This window comes from Serratia sp. 25CWL12, from assembly GCF_055790885.1.
The window spans coordinates 741601-759963 of sequence record NZ_CM147698.1 but is presented as its reverse complement, the minus strand read 5'-3'; the positions used below and the strand labels follow the sequence as shown (position 1 = coordinate 759963).

The following is an 18363-nucleotide window of genomic DNA, read 5'->3' as shown; positions in this document are numbered from 1 at the left end:
CTCAATACAGAATGTTGACAGAAAATATATGGGGATCCCTCAGGGCGGGGGTGATATCGTCAACGTGAAGCATGGCGCCAGCCTGGATCGGTAGCAAACCACTCCACCAGAAAATCCAGCATGGCACGCAATGTTGCCGGCATGTGGCGGCGAGAGGTATAGATACCATAAATCCCCATCATTTGGGGGGAATACCCCGGTAGCAAGGCCACCAGTTCCCCTTTATCCAACCAAGGAGCTACCGATTGATAGGGTTGTAACGCAATCCCTACGCCCTGCAGACAACCGGCTAACAAAACCAAGGGTTCATTGGCACTAAGATTACCACTGACAGCAACGGATGATTTAGCCCCCTGATCATCAAAATGCCACAGACTTTTACCAAAATAGGAATAGGTCAGGCAATTATGTAACGTCAGATCCTGTGGATGAAGCGGAGTACCATGAGCAGCAAGATAAGCGGGCGATGCACAGACTACCGAAGCACAAGTGGCGAGTGGTCGGGCTATCAGGTTAGGATCCAAATCATTAGTAATACGCAATGCCAAATCAATCCGCTCTTCCACCAGATTGATCACTCGGTTGTTAATTTGCATATCCACCGTAACCAGAGGATGACGTTGTAGAAACTGTGCAATGGCTCCCACCAAAGCCGTTTGCCCCAGGAATTGTGAACAACTCAAGCGTAACAAACCGCGTAGCTCGTCTCCCTGCGTTTCTGCTTGCTGGTCAATATCCTCCACGACCCGCAGCATTTGGCGACAACGTTCCAATGTGCGTTCACCCGCATCTGTCAGGTTGAGCTTCCGCGTTGTTCGGTGCAACAAACGTGTTCCCGCCCACTGTTCCATCTGTGCCAGATAACGCGTCACCATCGCTCGTGACATTTCCAACCTTTCCGCTGCAGCAATCATGCTGCCACATTCAACAATGGTGACAAAAACCTGTGCAGCGGTAATGCGATCCATGATTCGCTCGATTTATGCAATTAATAATTGCCCATTCTCCGGTTTTTCTATCGATTCATGCAACATATCATTTCTCACTAATCACTACAGGAGATCTATCTATGTTTAAAAAATCATTACTTCCCCTGGTTCTTGGTGGCCTCGCCACAATCAGTTCATTTGCCAATGCGACGGCACCCTTGACGATGGAGGTCTACAATCCCGGTGAAAAAAGTATTTTCCCGGTTTCGTCCGAGATCATCAGCGGTCCACATGAAGTAGCGCTGATTGATGCTCAATTCCAACGTAATGACGCACAGGAATTGGTAAAAAAAATCAATGCCACCGGGAAAAAGCTAACCACGATCTACATCAGCCATTCAGATCCTGACTTCTATTTTGGGCTGGATGTACTCAAAACCGCCTTTCCCCAAGCAAAAATTATCGCTTCACCAGAGACAGTTAAAAATATAACCGCCAATCAGGCTGGTAAAGTCGCCTATTGGGGCCCCATTTTGAAAGAGAATGCGCCGCAAGAGATCGTCATTCCACAACCGCTACAAGGCAACAGCTTTACTATCGATGGCCAGCTAGTGGAGGTAAAAGGACTAGACGGCCCAACGACAGATCGCACCTATGTGTGGATCCCGTCATTAAAAGCGGTGGTAGGCGGTGTACCTGTTGCTGGTGACAATATCCATCCCTGGGTTGCTGATAATCAGAGCGTAGAATCCCGTGCTCATTGGCAAAAAACGTTAGCAAATATCGAGGCATTACAACCCGAACGCGTAGTTCCTGGGCATTTCTTGCCTGGTGCGCCGCAAACTCTAGCCTCAGTGACATTTACCCAACATTACTTGGCAACATTGGAACGTGAATTACCAAAAGCTCACAATGCCACTGAACTGATTGCCGCCATGACACGGCATTATCCTGATCTAAAAGGCGTTTCCAGCCTGGAGTTGAGCGCCAAAGTATTGAAAGGCGAAATGAAGTGGCCGTAATAAAACTTATCCACTAACGCCTGTGTTAGCCGGGAAAAAACCGATACACAGGCTTAGAGCCAGTTTTGCTGTAAACAACACTGGCAACTGTTCCAGTCTCTGATTCGTACCTTGCCCTGACACCCAATTGACTTAAATAGGGATGTCAGAGGCAACCAGAGCACACTATTCCCCACCACTTTCCCCGTTATCACCACATTATCAGCAAAGAAATCTCTCACCTGGCGCAAGTTGTGTTGTAATCTTACCGCTTCAAATAGTGAGTACCGTTAAAACTGCTTATCCATGGCCGGTTGCTGGTCTGCAACCCTAACGGCCATGCTAAATTGAAACAGACATCCCGGAATACCATGAACACGACAATTTCACAGAAACATGCCGTTTGGCAGTTAATTAAACCGTTTTGGGTCTCAGAAGAGAGCCCGCGCGCTTGGGCAATGCTGATAGCCATTATTGCGCTCACTCTGGGACTGGTTTATATCAGCGTGCTGTTCAACCAGTGGAATCAGGTATTTTATGATGCGTTACAGAATAAAGACTATGCGGTATTCAAGGCCCAGTTGTGGCGCTTTACCTATTTAGCGCTGATCTTTATCTCGCTGGCGGTCTACAAAATTTACCTGACTCAAGGGTTGCAGATGCGTTGGCGGCGCTGGATGACCGAAAAATTTATGGGCAAATGGCTGGCACATCGCGCCTACTATCATACTGAGCAGCAGCAACTGATTGATAACCCAGACCAACGTATTGCAGACGATCTCAATGTGTTAACGCAATACACGCTCTCTTTATCACTCGGCTTGCTCTCCAGTGTAGTGACGCTCTGTTCATTCATTACCATTCTTTGGAATATCAGCGGTCCGATGACTTTTGTTATTTCACAACATAGCTTCACTCTGCCCGGCTATATGGTGTGGTTTGCCTTTTTATATGCCGCACTGGGTTCATTATTGATCTGGCGGGTGGGTAAACCCTTGGTCATGCTGGGTTTCAATCAGGAACGCTATGAAGCTAACTTCCGCTTTGGCTTGATCCGTATCCGTGAAAATAATGATGCCATTGCCTTGTATCATGGTGAACCCCGTGAAGAGCAGCAATTAAGCCGTGGTTTTGAAGCCATCCGCAGTAACTGGTGGTCGATCATGCGCATCACCCGGCGGCTCAATATCGCCAGCAATTTTTATGGGCAATTTGCCATTATCTTTCCTCTCTTGGTGGCCGCTCCACGCTATTTTTCCGGTGCTATCCAGATGGGGGGGTTGATGCAGATCTCCTCTGCTTTTGGTCATGTTCAGGGAGCGCTGTCGTGGTTTATTGATGCTTTTAACAATCTGGCTACCTGGAAAGCCTGTGTTAACCGTCTAGCCGGTTTTAATGCGGCGGTGGATAAGGTACATCATCAACCCCGTGGCATCACGCTACAGTCAGAACATGAGCACCCCCTGGCATTACGCGACCTCGGCATGACGTTACCTGATGGGCAGCCGCTGTTAAACCCAACCAATATGACGATCAAGCGCGGTGAACGGCTACTGATTGTTGGCCCCTCTGGCAGTGGTAAATCCACCTTGCTGCGTGCCGTAGCTGGCATCTGGCCCTATGGCTCTGGTGAGATTGGCCGGGATAAATCCCTAACTACGCTGTTCCTGCCACAACGCAGCTATATCCCCATCGGTACACTGCGTGAGGCATTGAGCTATCCACATCCGGATAAAGAATATAGCGATCAACAATTGTTGAAAGTGCTGGAAAACTGCCGCCTGACGCATCTGCAACGCTGGCTGGATACCAGTGCTAACTGGAGCCAGCGCTTGTCACCGGGTGAGCAGCAACGGCTGGCATTTGCTCGAGCGATCCTGACTCGTCCGGATGTGCTGTTCCTGGATGAGGCAACCAGCGCACTGGATGATGAAACCGAACAGTTGATGTATTGCCTGCTGGTGGATGAACTGCCTGATGTTACCTTGATCAGCGTGGCGCACCGCATCAGTGTGGCGAAATACCATCAAACCTGCTGGCGCTTTAGCCGTGACGAAAGCGGCATAGCCAAGGTGGCGCTGAGCCCATTGCCGTTATAAGGCTTTCCCCATTACCCCCAAGCCGATACAAGTGATTGTTAAAACTCAACTTGAATCGGCTTGGGGCACCTCTTTTAGTGGTGTGAAAACTCCCCACAAAAGCCAGTAATCCACTTGCTAACCTTATTTTCAGTAAAGCTAGCCATTTGATTACTTTACAAAAATAAAGAAAGTCACATTAAAAGAAGTGATCTGGATCACGATTAAGATTTTTCTCAGCACGTATCATCCGGCCCTGCTATTAGCGACCCATTGATATCGGCCATCCGCTCATGGCGAGTGGCTTTTTCTGCCAACAGCATGATGTCGCAACCTGATGAAGATAATTTCCCCGATGTTGTTGTAAACAAACTAAACTTGAAATTATTATCAATAAAAGACCACAGTTCGGTCGATCAAACCACTGGAGTAACCGGTATTCTGGAATATCTTTTAACCCACTGATTATCATTTTATTTTGGCTTTGCTACATGTTTGACCCGTTGCCTGTTGCCCCTCTGGGCAGATGACACGGGTTATTGAGCCCCCGATAGCTTGGGGCCAGGGCCGGAGCAGGCCCAGACGAGCGATAAACCGAAAGGCAGGGAGCCAACGGATGAATTCATCGCCCCCTTAAAATCTGATCCGAAGAGATTGCATCGTGAATATAAAACTTGTTGCCGTTCTACTTTCTACACTCTTTCTCTCTGCCTGTAACAGAGAGGTACCGGAGGAAAACGACAGTGTGCGCCCGGTTAGCATTTTTGAGGTGAGTAACGGTGCGCAACAAGGGGTACGGATCTTTCCTGCCAGAATTATTGCCGGTGACCGTACTGAGCTCTCTTTTAAACGCGCAGGGCAACTGGAGCAAGTGTTAGTCAGAGAGGGCGAACGAGTCAGCCAAGGGCAATTAATTGCTGAACTCGACAATACTGATGCAAAGCTGCGGTTGCAGGACCGACAAGCCACATTCAATCTGGCACAGGCGCAATTCAACCGTTATGCGACCTTAAGCACCCGTAATGTCATCGCCCGGGCAGAGCTTGATGTACAACGTGCCGCTCGTGATTCCGCGCAAGCAGCCTTAAAACTGGCCGGGGAAGAAGTGGCAGATATGCAAATCCGCGCCCCTTTCGCCGGGGTGATCGCCATGGTCAATGCCCGAAATTATCAGGTTATTCCCGCTGGCCAAGCGATAGCGTCACTCAACTCACTTGACTCGCTGGATGTGGTTTTCAGCATCCCAGAAAATCTGTTTATCCTGATTGATGAAAACAACGCTAAATACCAGCCGATTGTTCAGTTCAACAATTTACCGGGCCGGGAATTTGCTGCGAGTTATAAAGAACATACCACCAATACCACCTCAGGCTCCTTAACCTACCAAATGACACTCACTATGCCACGGCCGCAAGACTTGCCAATGCTGTCGGGGATGAGCGGCAGCGTGCGCATTAATCTTGGTAATTTGCCCGGTATGGCACAGACCAGCAGCGTAATTATCCCGGTCGAGGCGGTCTTTAACCCAGATAATAGTGAAAAGAATCAACCCCATGTATGGGTAATTAAAGAACAGGACGGCAAGTTATCCCTTGAGTCGCGCCAAGTGCAAACTGGGCAGTTAACCGCCACTGGTATCCAGATTGTAAGCGGCCTGGCTGATGGTGAACGGATCGTCGCAACCGGTACCCGTGAACTGAGTGAAAATCAGCAAGTCCGTGCCTGGGTCCGTGAGCGAGGTCTGTAATGAAACTGACAGAGAGCTTTATCAACAACAGTACCCGCATTTGGCTGGCAATCGTGCTATTAGGGATTGGTGGCTTAATTGCCTTTCTCAATATTGGTCGGCTGGAAGATCCGGCCTTTACCATAAAAACGGCGGTGGTGGTTACTCGCTATGACGGCGCATCAGCCCAGCAGGTTGAAGAAGAAGTCACACTACCGCTAGAAAATGCCATTCAACAATTGCCTTATGTTGACAATGTCACCTCAATCTCGAGCGTCGGCTTGTCACAGATTACCGTCAATATCCGCGCTGAATATGGTTCGGCAGAGTTGCCGCAAATCTGGGATACGCTACGCCGTCGCGTGGGTGATGCCGCCCGAGTGCTGCCACCGGGTTCCAGCGCGCCGTTCGTCAACGATGACTTTGGTGACGTTTATGGCTTCTTCTTCTCGTTGTATGGTGACGGTTATAGCAATCAGGAATTGCGTAACTTTGCCGACCTGCTACGCCGTGAGTTGGTTGTGGTGCCTGGTGTGGGCAAAGTGGCGATTGTCGGTGTCACACCCGAAGAAGTACAAATTGAGATTTCCCGTGCCCAGATGACCGCGGCCAATATTATCCCGCAACGGCTTTACGACTTGCTCAGCCGGCAAAACGTGGTCTCTAATGCCGGGGATCTGCTAGTGGGCAGTGAGTCGATCAGGCTGCATCCTACTGGTGAGTTTAATAATATTCAGGAGTTGGGCAACCTGCTGATCAGTGAGCCCGGTAGCCCACGTAGCGTTTATTTACGTGATATCGCCACCATTAAGCAAGGCGTGACACGCACCCCGGACAATATCTATCGCGCTAATGGACGCCCGGCGTTATCCATTGGAGTCTCTTTTGTCCCCAACGTTAACGTGATTGTCGTGGGTAAGGCGCTCAAAGCTCGTTTAGCCGAGTTGGAAGCTGAGCGCCCAGCAGGGATGGATATCAGCGTTTTCTATGATCAAGCCCAGGAAGTGGAACTGGCAGTCAACGGCTTTATTACCAACTTTTTGTTAGCCGTCCTGATTGTCGTCGGTACCCTGTTGATTTTTATGGGGGGGCGCAGCGGCATGGTGATCGCCGCCTCACTAGCACTTAATGTGCTGGGTACCTTGCTGATCATGAAACTGTTGAATATTGAACTACAGCGGATTTCACTCGGTGCCTTGGTGATTTCTCTGAGTATGCTGGTAGATAACGCCATTGTGATCGTCGAGGGCATTCTGATTGGGCGGCAAATGGGGCAAAGCACCCTGGCAGCCACCAGCAATGTGATAAAACGCACCATGTTCCCACTGTTAGGGGGAACCATCATTGCCATCCTGGCATTTGCCCCCATTGGGTTATCGAATGATGCCACCGGGGAATACTGTAAATCCCTGTTCCAGGTTCTGCTGATTTCACTGATGTTGAGCTGGATTACCGCATTAACCTTAACGCCGGTGTTTACCAAATGGGCGTTTGAAAAACAAAAAGTAGTGGAACCCAACCCGGACGAACCGCCTAAAAACCCTTATGATGGCAAGGTGTTCCGCATTTATCGCAGCATACTGGCTAAACTGCTCGCGCAACGTGCAATTACCCTCTCGGTGTTGGCTGCTTTGTTGGTGGCTTCGGTGATTGGTTTTGGTAGCGTTCGCCAAAGCTTCTTCCCACCCTCCAATACCCCGATATTTTTCGTAGATATGTGGCTACCCTATGGGACCGATATTGCCTATACCGAGAAAATTGCCGCCGAGATTGAGCAGCATATCAAGGTACAAGAGGGTGTTAGCGATACCATGGTCACCATTGGTCAAGGTGCCATGCGCTTTATGCTCACCTATAATGCCCAACGGCAATATTCCAACTATGCGCAAGTGATGGTACGAGCCAAAAACCTTAACCAGATCCCGGCCATGGCTGAGCAGATAGAAGGCTATATACGCCGTAATTTTCCGCAGGTGAATGTCCAGGCCAAACGTATTATGTTCGGGCCCTCTAATGACAGCTCGATTGAGGCACGCTTTATTGGCCCGGACCCTAACGTGCTGCGTTCACTGGCCACCAAAGCGAAAGATATCATCAATTCCGACCCGAATTCGGACGGCCTGATGCACGATTGGCAAGAGCGTAGCAAAGTTATTCGTCCACAAGTCTCGGATTATCTTGCCCGTGAGTTAGGAGTAGATAAACGTGAAGTCGATAATGCATTGCGTATGAGTTTTGGTGGGATTACGGTCGGTTTGTACCGCGATGGCACCCGCTTAATGCCGATTATCTTAAGAACCCCAGAGTCTGAGCGGATGAATGCTGAACGGCTCAATGATGTGATGATCTGGAGCCAGGCACGGCAAGCCTTTATTCCTATTGATAACGTGGTTAATGGATTTGTTACCGAGTGGGAAGATCCATTGATCATGCGCCGGGATCGTAAACGCACCTTGACCGTACAGGCCGACCCCAGCTCACAAAGTGGTGAAACGTCCTCCGAACTGTTACAGCGCATCAAGCCGCAAATTGATGCGATGCCCTTGCCACAGGGTTACGAGCTGCAATGGGGCGGTGACTATGAAAGTACCAACAAAGCCCAGGCCGGGCTGTTTACCAGCCTGCCGATCGCCTTTGTGGTGATGTTTATTATCACTGTATTGATGTTCAGTTCAGTGAAAAATGCCTTGGCGATTTGGTTAACCGTGCCGCTCGCACTGATTGGCGTCACGCTCGGTTTCCTGTTAACCGGTATTCCCTTTGGCTTTATGGCATTGATTGGCCTGTTGAGTTTGAGCGGCATGTTGATTCGTAACGGTATTGTGCTGGTGGAGGAAATTAACCTGCAACGGGAACACAAGCCAATGCAGGAGGCGATCATTGACTCAGCCACATCGCGCTTGCGCCCGATTATGCTGACTGCATTCACCACGGTACTGGGTTTAGCACCTTTGCTGAGTGATGCCTTCTTCCAGAGTATGGCGGTAGTCATTATGTTCGGCTTGGGGTTCGCAACTGTGCTGACACTGCTGGTATTACCGGTTATTTACAGTTGCCTGCCTTCCAAAAATCGCTATTCGGAAGCCTCGGTAGAGAGTTAAGCGAGATGGTTCAACGAGATGGTTCAACGAGATAGTTAACAGGCTGTCTGCTCTAAATAATAAAGCCCTCTTTAGTCATTAAAGAGGGCTTTTGTTATGACCTGTTGAATTTTATAGACTGTTAGAAGTTATATTTAGCCCCCAACATAAAGGCGGTATCACTGTAACCGTGATTACCTACTTGCTGATTAATATTGCCCCACAGATTAACACGCTGATTAACCTGGCTTTCTAAACCCACTTTCAGCTCAGCAATATTAGCGGCACCATTCTGTTTAACTGAAATGTTATCCAGTTTGGTACCAAAATCTTTGGTGTTATGCACCCAGTTAGCTTCAACAAAAGGTTCAAACACCGGGGCTTTATTCTTGTCCTGGCCACTGTGAGTGCGCAACGACGTTCTCACGCCTAATCGCGTTTGAATATTACCGTCACCTTCACCAGAGACATTAGTACCATTAGACTCTTTATGGTCATCGGCTTTCACTCCCATCCAAACCAGTTGTGCCTTAGGTTGGATAAAGTACACCACGCTTTTCGCGGCATTTTCACCAAATTTAAAGGCATAACCACTTTCAACCGATGCCGTGAAACCCTTGGATTTATACTCTTCTTTTGCTAAATCCAGGCCATCAACACTGTTATTGAACCAGCTATATTGCAACCAACTGTCTACATATAAACCAGATTTATCCGCTTCATTGGCATACCAGGTACCATATACCCCGGTGCTGTAACCACTCACTGACGCCCGAGCGGTGTAGCCTGTCACACGTGATTCTGTACGGCTCTTGCTATTGGCATAACCGGCCATCAAACCCAGGTGCAAACTGTCAGTACCATTATAACTCCACTGCGCGATATCGCCCCCCAGTTGCAGCACATAACGGTTAGCCTGGGTACGCAGTTGCCCATAAGTATCACGAGAACGGTTATGGGCACCTTCGTTACGCAACCACATACTGGTGACTTTATGCTCACCTGTCACAGCATCAACATATTGCGTTTCACCCATCCGGTCATGTAAACGGGTAACAAACATATTATTGGCTGCCGCCAGGTTATTGGTGTAGCCACTAACTTCTGGACGATAAACCGGCTTCACTTCACGTTTATCCGGGGTAGGGTCCGCAGGATCTACTGGATCTACTGGATCTACTGGATTTACTGGGTCCACTGGGTCCACTGGGTCTACTGGGTCCACTGGGTCCACTGGGTCCACTGGGTCCACTGGGTCTACTGGGTCCACTGGGTCTACTGGGTCCACTGGGTCTACTGGGTCTACTGGGTCTACTGGGTCTACTGGGTCTACTGGGTCTACTGGGTCTACTGGGTCTACTGGGTCTACTGGGTCTACTGGGTCCACTGGGTCTACTGGGTCTACTGGGTCTACTGGGTCTACTGGGTCTACTGGGCTATAGTCTGACACCAGATACCAGGTATTATTTGTGCTATTCGGACGCACAAAGTAGTCAAATGAACCCGCTACAATACGTTTGCTGTTGCTAAACGTTGCGCTGGAAGCACCCTCGACTTTAATAATTTCAATCCCTTGAGCGGTTAACGCACCTGTACCACCAATGTTATTGATAGCGACATCGGTATTACCACTGGCATCCCCTTTGATAATAAGCTTATCTGCAGGTGAACTATCATCACCCAGCACCGAATTCATCACTAACAGGCCATTATTACTGGTGTAATTACCGGCAATAGTCACCGTTTTACTGGTAAAGCCGGCAGGATCATTCATGTCGGCTGGTGCTACAAAACTGACAGTAGAATTATTTAAAGCCAAGTTTGATACTACTGAATCCCCGGTAACATTCCATATGCTATTGGCACCTGAAATATCCAAATTCACGGTAGCCGCATTACTGGCACTATTAACGGTACCATCAGCTTTATACTGGTTCGAATTCACGATGCCGGTAATATTGCTGCCATCAGTCATCACCAGGTCAACAAGCGCTTTTTTATCCGCAACAATATCGCCATTAACGGTAAAAATACCTGAAACCTGTTGATTTTGCTCACTATCGAATGAAGCCACTTTTGAATTTTGGCCTGAGGCATAAATGGCTTTACTGCCATTTTGTACTGTCACAATCACATCAGAAAGCAAATCAATCACACCACCATAAGCGGTGGTGCTACCCAAAAAACCTTGAGCTACATTAGCAAAAATACCATTAGCACCTTGTCCAGATGTTTTCACATCAACATTATTTAAGCGAATATATCCGTGACCATTGGCATAAATAGCATGGGCAGTATTCCCCGTGGTAGTCACTTTGCTATCACCCTGTAAATCTATTTTAGCGGTATCATTGCCCCCATATATTGAATCGATCCCCGCGTAAACACCATAACCACCATTAGCACTACCACTTCCCTGGGTATCAACAATTGTATTACCTTTAACAATAATGGTATTCATACCCATTTTGTTGTAGGCCACATTAGCACGTAGCCCCATACCATTAACGGTGCTAACCACAGCATCTCCATTAACGGTAACAATAGAACCAGTGGATTCTCTGCCTATATTGACACCATCAGCACTTGAGCCCGTGGTGGTTATGGTCAAATTATTGGTTGTTATTTTACTTGCGCCATTTTTGGTAATAATGCCGTCAGCATCCACACCGGATGTAGCAATAATTAAATTATTAAAATTATAGGTGCTGCTATTACCATAGATACCCCAACCTTGCAGTGGTGAGGTACCCGCTTTAGTTGTGGTGGTGATATTAACTGTGTCATAAGCAGAAAGCCCTAAGCCTCCGTGCAGACCAGAGTTATAGTAATAAACGACTTCTGAACAGCTTAATAATTTTTTCCCATCGGCGTCAGTGGTATTAGTACAGTTATCAGCTGCATAGGCCATACTAAATGGTAAAATTAAAAATACCAAACCGCTATTTTCTTTCTTTAAAAAACGCATTAAAGCCTCTTCTACTGTTACTTAGGTTAATTTTAAGTTAAAAAAAATAAAAATTAACCACCCTGGTTAAAAAAATATACACACCAATAACATTCAATAAAAAAGACGTAGTCAGGCTGACAAATACCCAGAAGTATATAGACCATTATCAGGCTATAAGAGTAAACCTACCAACATACTACGATTTGACGTTTGGTACGTGTAAACACATTAATTATTTAATTACCAAGGTACTTGGTATGGCAGTAAATCTGGCATAGAGTGAATGATAAATCTCAAGAAATGATTTAATCAACACTTAGATAGTACGAAAAACTCACCTTAATAACTTATCACTACTGATTTCTTTCAGTAAGTTTGAGTCATTCGAACGAGCGAATACTGTTGACGCTCCTGCGACTGCAAGTACGACTGGTAAATATTCTCAATAAATAAATCTATCGAAGAATTGCACGCAGATAGTTATACCAACTTATGGTTAAAAAACCAACGGCCACAGCTGACTTTCGGACTATTCCTAGACGATCATACTAAAAACGAGCAAGCATCATGACTGCAAGATGACTTTTCGAACAACCTGTTTTCAAACAATCTGTTTTCAAACAATCTGTTTTCAAACGATCTGTTTTCAAACAACCTGGGTAGGCTGATTGAGAGCCGCAACAACGAAGGTACCCATTGCCCCGCCCTGCCCTGCCCTAAACAAACAACCCAAAGCTAGCCCCGCACATTTCAAGCAGATCTGTTACAAAAATCCCATTTTTCAATTTTAAAATGAAAATTTCATATAAAAATATTGTGAAATGAAATTTCCACTGATAGGGTATATTTGAAATTGACAAGAGCTCATGTTTTCGGTGCAAGGCACTGATGAACGCGGAAAATGTCCATTCGTCATGATGTCAAAAACCCATGAAAACATCACAAATATTCCCATTTAGAGGAGAGTTCCCGATGTATAACATTGCTTTGTTTGGTGCGGGTCGAATTGGACAAGTTCATGCAGTCAATATCGCTGAACATAAAGAAACCTCCCTTTATTCTGTCATTGATCCTTATGGCGACGGGGCGCAAAAACTGGCCGATAAATATGGTGCTAAGATTCAAACCATCGAAGAAGCCTTAGCCGACCCCAAGGTGCAGGGGGTGTTAATCGCCTCGGCTACCGATACCCATGCTGAATTGATTGAACTTTCTGCGCGAGCAGGGAAAGCCATTTTCTGTGAAAAACCGGTTCACCTGGATATTGAACGCGTACGCGCCTGTTTAGCGATAGTCAAAGAACACCAGGTGCCGCTATTTGTCGGGTTTAACCGCCGTTATGACCCACAGTTTCGCAAAGTTCGTGAACAGCTTAGTGCTGGCGTGATTGGTAAAGCCGAATCCCTGTTGATCACTTCACGTGATCCCTCCCCACCGCCTGCACAATACGTCAAAGTATCCGGTGGTATGTTCCGCGATATGACTATCCATGATTTTGATATGGCTCGCTTTATCATCGGGGAAGAGCCGGTCTCTATTTATGCTCAAGGCAGCAATTTAGTCGATCCAGAGATTGGTCAAGCGGGGGATATTGACACCGCATTTATCGTGATGAAATTCCCTTCCGGGGCGATGGCCACCATCTCCAATAGCCGTCGCTCTGGTTATGGCTATGATCAACGGATTGAATTGCATGGTGAAAAAGGCTTACTGCGCGCAAACAACATCCATGAAGATGCCGTAGAAGTTTGGGGTGACCAAGGCTGTGTAGCGGCTAAACCTGAGCATTTCTTCTTACAGCGTTATGAAAAGGCCTATCGTGCAGAGTGGCAACATTTTGTCGATATCCTCTCTGGCCGCGCTCAACCCGAATGCAGTGGTTACGATGGCGAGCAAGCATTACTCCTTGCTGATAAGGCATTAGCGTCTCTCAATTCAGGCTGTGAAATCAAACTATAAGCCCTCATTAATTCACTCAGAAATAGAGATCCTGCTCATTATCGCTCAGCATGAATGAAACCGTGCTGAGCATAATTCAAGCTTTTGGAGAAGCCATGCTCGCTTTTATCTCATTTATCGGCTTTACGTTATTTGTTGCCGGATTCGCTTATTATAAAACCCGCAATTCTCATCTCACCGATTCAACAGAAGGTTATTTTTTAGGTGGTCGGTCATTAACTGGCGTCTATATTGGCGGCTCCATGCTGCTGATGAATCTCTCCACTGAACACCTGGTTGGGCTTAATGGCTTATCATTTCGCACCGGTTTCATTGTGATGGCATGGGAAGTGATGGCGGCGATGACCATTGTGCTCTTTGCTATCTTTTTCTTACCTCGCTATTTGAAATTGGGTATTTCTACCATTCCTGGCTATCTGGAAAAGCGCTTTGATAAACAGACGCTGACCATCACCTCGATTCTCTTTTTAGCCATGTATGTCATCTCACTATTGCCTATTGTGCTTTATACCGGCGCGATTGCTCTGGAAAGCCTGTTCCAGGTTTCCAATGTGTTTCATGTAGAAAAAGAGACTGCATTGTGGCTGATGGTCTGGGGTGTCGGTGGTATCGGCGCGATTTATGCCGTGTTTGGCGGGATAAAAGCCATTGCCGTTGCTGATACCATTAATGGTGTGGGGTTAATTACTGGCGGGTTGATGGTAACCTGCTTTGCCCTGGCTTATGTCGGTAATGGCGACATCTGGGGGGGATTAGTGGAAGTTTATCAAGCTCATCCGGAAAAATTCAACTCAATAGGCGCTGAAGATTCTATGGTGCCATTTTCGACCTTGTTCACCGGGTTGATTGTCTCCAATATGTTTTTTTGGTGTACCAATCAGTCGATTGTGCAAAAAGCACTGGGGGCTAAAAACCTGGCTGAAGGGCAAAAAGGGGTGCTGCTTTGTGCCTTTTTTAAACTGATGATCCCCAGTATTATCATTTTACCCGGCATTATTGCCTTCCATGTCTTTAATGGGCAGATGGATAACCCTGACCATGCCTACCCCAGCTTGGTTCAATTAGTGTTACCGGAAATGCTGGTAGGCTTTTTCGCTGCGGTGGTGGTTGGCGCGGTGTTCTCTACCTTTAGCGGTGGTTTAAACTCTTCGGTTACCCTATTTACCGTCAATATTTTCCAAAAAACGCTCAAACCTAATGCTACGGAGGCGCAAACCGTGAGCTTGGGCAAATGGCTGGGATTAAGTTTGGCGCTTATTTCAATGATTGTCGCCCCTTTAGTGGCCAATGCACCTGATGGGCTGTTCTATTTGATTCAGCAACTGCAAGGGCTGTTTAATGCGCCGATTCTCAGTGTTGTTCTCGTTGGGCTATTAACCAAGCACGTTCCAGCCATTGCGGCAAAATTGGGGCTGCTATTCGGCGTTTCAGCTTACATCCTGTTTAACTTTGTCTTTAAAATAGATATCCACTTCTTCCATTTAGTGGGCTTGCTGTTTGTGGCAAACGTCGCCTTTATGCTGACTGTAGGTCATTTCTATCCACAAAAAGCCCATGAAGATGTTTATACCGAACAAGTTGATATTACGCCTTGGTCAATGACACCCGCTGTCGCCGTACTGATTGTCCTGTCTTCGGTGTCTATGTATGTCTTCCTGGCTCATAATGTTCCTAGCTGGATCATGGTTGGCTACTACCTATTGGCGACCGTTTCTCTTGGCTTCGTGTTCTGGACCATTTTCCGCGAGTTGATGCGCAGCCCGCGCGCCAAGATGATCAAAATGCAGAAAGAAGCTGAATAATGATGCGTTTTCGCCTCGCTTAACACGGCAGTCAAACCCGCTATTCCGCTCAATTTTTAAAAAGGTTGAGCGATTTTTATTGATAGACGCAGCCAACAACCAAGCAACCCGAAGAATAAAGAGTATTTTTAATGGAAAGCACGCTGTTACCCAACATTGTCAGCTACCTCTCCTCTATCGATCCCTTTGATCGCTTAGAGAAACAGGAACAAAATGCCCTGGCGGCGGCGATTGATATTCTCTATTTAAAACAAGGTAAGCGCCTGGCGGATGAGCAAATCGTCAGCCAGGGTTTGTATATTGTACGTACCGGGGCTGTGGAGCAATATCATACCGATGGGACACTACGCGCCCGCTTAGCCGATGGGGATCTGTTTGGCTTCAGCCAGTTATATCGCTCAGGTAAATGTGATTACTCATTAGTCGCGTTAGAAAATACCTTGTTGTACCGCATCCCCAAGCAAGTCCTGCTGAAATTGATGCAGGATAACCCGGCAGTCAGGCATCACTTCTCTTCCAAGGAATCCGTCCGTTTGGCGCATTCGAGCGTGAAATGGGCCGGGGAGGAGATGTTATATCTGAAAAAGGTCAAAGAGGTGATGAACCGTAGTGTCGCCAATGTGCATCCTCACACTTCAGTGCAAGAAGCCGCCCAGATTATGGTCGATAAGCATCGTTCCAGTGCGATGGTGATGGATGGGGATAAATTGGTGGGCGTGGTGACTGACCGTGATATGACCAAACGTGTGATTGCCAAAGGGTTAGCACTGCATGCTCCGGTAAGCCAAATCATGACCCAGCACCCGCAAACCATTCAGTCAGATGCCTTGTTGCTTACCGCAATGGAAATGATGATGCTGCACAATGTGCGCAGCCTGCCGGTGATGGAGGGGGAGCAGATCGCTGGCGTATTAACCGCCACCAGCCTGACGGAAAAAAGCCAGGTTCACGCGGTATTTCTGATTAGCCGTATTTATCGGCAGGAGTCTTTGACCGAATTGGTGAGCATGGTTCCGCAACGACAAGCAGTATTTGATGCCTTGCTTTCGGTCAATGCCTCTCCGGCGATTATTCAACAAATGATGACGCTGATTGCTGACGCATTTAACAAGCGGCTATTGCAACTCGCTGAGCGAGAGTTAGGCCCGGCGCCAATGGACTACGCCTGGTTTGTTGCCGGCTCGCAAGCTCGTCAGGAAATGCACCTCAATTCTGACCAAGACAATGGCATTATTTTGGCCAGAGAAGCCAACAGTGAAGAGCAAGCCTACTTTCAACAATTGGCGCAATGGGTCTGTCATGGGCTGGATGCTTGTGGCTATGCACTTTGCCCCGGGGAGATGATGGCGAGCAATGCTCGCTGGTGTGTTTCTTTGGATCAATGGCAAAAAAACTTCAGGCAATGGGTGGTGCTGCCTGAGCCTCAAGCATTACTCGATATCAGTGTTTTTCTGGATATACGCTTTCTCTACGGGGCGCAGGGGTTGGTGGATAAACTTCACCAAACCTTGATCACCTGTGTACGGGGCAACCAGCGTTTTCTCTCTATTATGGTGGCTAACTCTTTGCGCGTCAGCCCGCCACTGGGCATGTTTCGCCAGTTTGTGTTAACCAAAGATGGCGATAATCGGCAAGTATTGAACATTAAACAGCAAGCGGTCAGTTTGGTGGTCGAATTAGCCCGAATTTATGCCTTAACCGCATGCAGTTTGGTGCCTGAAACCAGTAAACGGCTGGAGTTTGCTGCAGAGCAGGGCGTGATAAGTCATGCCAGCCAGCAAGAATTACAAGCCGCATTGAATTTTATCAATCAAGTGCGTTTGCATCACCAAGGTGAACAGGTAAAACGGGGAAAAAGTTTGAACAATCAGATAGCACCTGGTGAGTTTACTGCGTTTGAACGTAATCACCTTAAGGACGCGTTTCGCATCATTGCACGTTATCAAGAGGCAGCAAAACAGCGATACCAGGCGGGGGGGCGCTTACGGTGAAAGTAAATTGGTTTCGTCGCCAACATCCGCTGCAAAACGGTGATCAATTACGCTGTCATGCACTGGCAAAATCCCCCATTCCCGCCCATTGTCTTGAGCTATTCCAAAAAAGCTACCCAGCCCCCAACAGCCCGCTATCTGAGCTCAAGTGTGTGGTATTGGACTTTGAAACATCGGGGCTTGACCCCAAACAGGATGAGATTCTCTCCGTGGGGATGGTTGATATTCATTATCCGGTGATGTCCCTGGCTAGCGCTCAGCACTATTATGTTCAGTCAGAGCAAGTCATCCATTCAAAAACTGCGGTGATTAACCACATTGTGCCTGAAACGCTGATCGGGGGAATTTCACGCCATCAGTTAATTGAACGCTTAGTGGTCAGTTTAAGTGGCAAAGTGGTGATCGCCCATGGGGCAGAAATTGAGAAGCATTTTTTGCGTCACTTATTGCAATTAGACGATAGCCTGCCGTTACCGCTGATCTTCTTAGATACTCTGCGCCTGGAGCGCTCATTGATGAAATATCGCGGCGTGATGTATCCCGATTTACGGCTGACTCATGTTCGCCAACAAAAAGGATTACCGCCGTATCTTGCTCACAATGCGTTCGCCGATGTGGTGGCCACCGGTGAGCTGTTTCTAGCTCTGGTTGAAGAAATCTGTGCAGATAAGCCACCTCTTTTGGGGCCATTGGTGTTACGTTCATTATGATGACAATGTCGGCGAATGAACTGGCTTGAGCCCAACCGTTAAAACGGCGTTGCTAACCAATTGTATTTTTTGTTTTATTTTTATAAAAAACAGAAAATTATTTTTACTATAGTTTCATTTCGCATAAACTTACCCCT

At 47.4% G+C, this 18363-nt stretch carries 10 protein-coding genes; 8 read left to right on the top strand and 2 right to left on the bottom strand.

Annotated elements, in window-relative coordinates:
• Nucleotides 1-59: 59 nt before the first annotated feature.
• Complete coding sequence (locus ACX9GV_RS03310) at nucleotides 60-968, bottom strand: LysR family transcriptional regulator (RefSeq protein WP_473197037.1); 909 nt, start codon at nucleotides 966-968, stop codon at nucleotides 60-62.
• 101 nt (nucleotides 969-1069) lie between these two features.
• Here ACX9GV_RS03310 and ACX9GV_RS03305 point away from each other — a divergent pair, with 101 nt between their 5' ends.
• The 4 genes from ACX9GV_RS03305 to ACX9GV_RS03290 all read left to right on the top strand — a co-directional run bounded on the left by ACX9GV_RS03305 (nucleotide 1070) and on the right by ACX9GV_RS03290 (nucleotide 8835).
• A complete protein-coding gene (locus ACX9GV_RS03305; RefSeq protein ID WP_023489637.1) occupies nucleotides 1070-1951 on the top strand; it encodes an MBL fold metallo-hydrolase in 882 nt (293 codons plus the stop codon).
• Nucleotides 1952-2301: 350 nt separating this feature from the next.
• Nucleotides 2302-4029, top strand: coding sequence for an ABC transporter ATP-binding protein/permease (locus ACX9GV_RS03300; protein WP_473197036.1), 1728 nt, complete (start codon nucleotides 2302-2304; stop codon nucleotides 4027-4029).
• A gap of 640 nt (nucleotides 4030-4669) precedes the next feature.
• Nucleotides 4670-5755 (top strand): efflux RND transporter periplasmic adaptor subunit, encoded by a 1086-nt coding sequence (locus ACX9GV_RS03295; protein ID WP_473197035.1) that lies wholly within the window; start codon nucleotides 4670-4672, stop codon nucleotides 5753-5755.
• On the top strand, nucleotides 5755-8835 hold the full coding sequence (locus ACX9GV_RS03290) for an efflux RND transporter permease subunit (protein ID WP_473197034.1): 3081 nt from the start codon (nucleotides 5755-5757) through the stop codon (nucleotides 8833-8835). Before ACX9GV_RS03295 ends, ACX9GV_RS03290 begins: the two co-directional genes overlap by 1 nt.
• 121 nt (nucleotides 8836-8956) lie before the next feature.
• Here the strand turns inward: ACX9GV_RS03290 and ACX9GV_RS03285 are convergent, their stop codons facing one another.
• On the bottom strand, nucleotides 8957-11782 hold the full coding sequence (locus ACX9GV_RS03285) for an autotransporter outer membrane beta-barrel domain-containing protein (RefSeq protein WP_473197033.1): 2826 nt from the start codon (nucleotides 11780-11782) through the stop codon (nucleotides 8957-8959).
• A gap of 954 nt (nucleotides 11783-12736) precedes the next feature.
• Between ACX9GV_RS03285 and iolG the strand changes: the two genes are divergently transcribed.
• From iolG to ACX9GV_RS03265, 4 genes are all read left to right on the top strand, one after another.
• Nucleotides 12737-13723: an inositol 2-dehydrogenase gene (gene iolG / locus ACX9GV_RS03280; protein WP_473197032.1), complete on the top strand. Its 987-nt coding sequence runs from the start codon at nucleotides 12737-12739 to the stop codon at nucleotides 13721-13723.
• Between the two features lie 95 nt (nucleotides 13724-13818).
• Nucleotides 13819-15525, top strand: a complete 1707-nt coding sequence (locus ACX9GV_RS03275) for a solute:sodium symporter family transporter (RefSeq protein WP_473197031.1) — start codon at nucleotides 13819-13821, stop codon at nucleotides 15523-15525.
• A gap of 131 nt (nucleotides 15526-15656) precedes the next feature.
• On the top strand, nucleotides 15657-17516 hold the full coding sequence (locus tag ACX9GV_RS03270; protein WP_473197030.1) for a DUF294 nucleotidyltransferase-like domain-containing protein: 1860 nt from the start codon (nucleotides 15657-15659) through the stop codon (nucleotides 17514-17516).
• Nucleotides 17513-18226 carry a 3'-5' exonuclease gene (locus tag ACX9GV_RS03265; protein WP_473197029.1) on the top strand — a complete coding sequence of 238 codons (714 nt, stop codon included), beginning with the start codon at nucleotides 17513-17515 and terminating at the stop codon, nucleotides 18224-18226. Before ACX9GV_RS03270 ends, ACX9GV_RS03265 begins: the two co-directional genes overlap by 4 nt.
• The last annotated feature ends 137 nt before the right edge of the window (nucleotides 18227-18363 follow it).

Coding starts and splice junctions, on each gene's coding strand:
- ACX9GV_RS03310 (WP_473197037.1), bottom strand. CDS start 968: ATGGATCGCATTACCGCTGCACAGGTTTTTGTCACCATTGTTGAATGT.
- ACX9GV_RS03305 (WP_023489637.1), top strand. CDS start 1,070: ATGTTTAAAAAATCATTACTTCCCCTGGTTCTTGGTGGCCTCGCCACA.
- ACX9GV_RS03300 (WP_473197036.1), top strand. CDS start 2,302: ATGAACACGACAATTTCACAGAAACATGCCGTTTGGCAGTTAATTAAA.
- ACX9GV_RS03290 (WP_473197034.1), top strand. CDS start 5,755: ATGAAACTGACAGAGAGCTTTATCAACAACAGTACCCGCATTTGGCTG.
- ACX9GV_RS03285 (WP_473197033.1), bottom strand. CDS start 11,782: ATGCGTTTTTTAAAGAAAGAAAATAGCGGTTTGGTATTTTTAATTTTA.
- iolG (WP_473197032.1), top strand. CDS start 12,737: ATGTATAACATTGCTTTGTTTGGTGCGGGTCGAATTGGACAAGTTCAT.
- ACX9GV_RS03275 (WP_473197031.1), top strand. CDS start 13,819: ATGCTCGCTTTTATCTCATTTATCGGCTTTACGTTATTTGTTGCCGGA.
- ACX9GV_RS03270 (WP_473197030.1), top strand. CDS start 15,657: ATGGAAAGCACGCTGTTACCCAACATTGTCAGCTACCTCTCCTCTATC.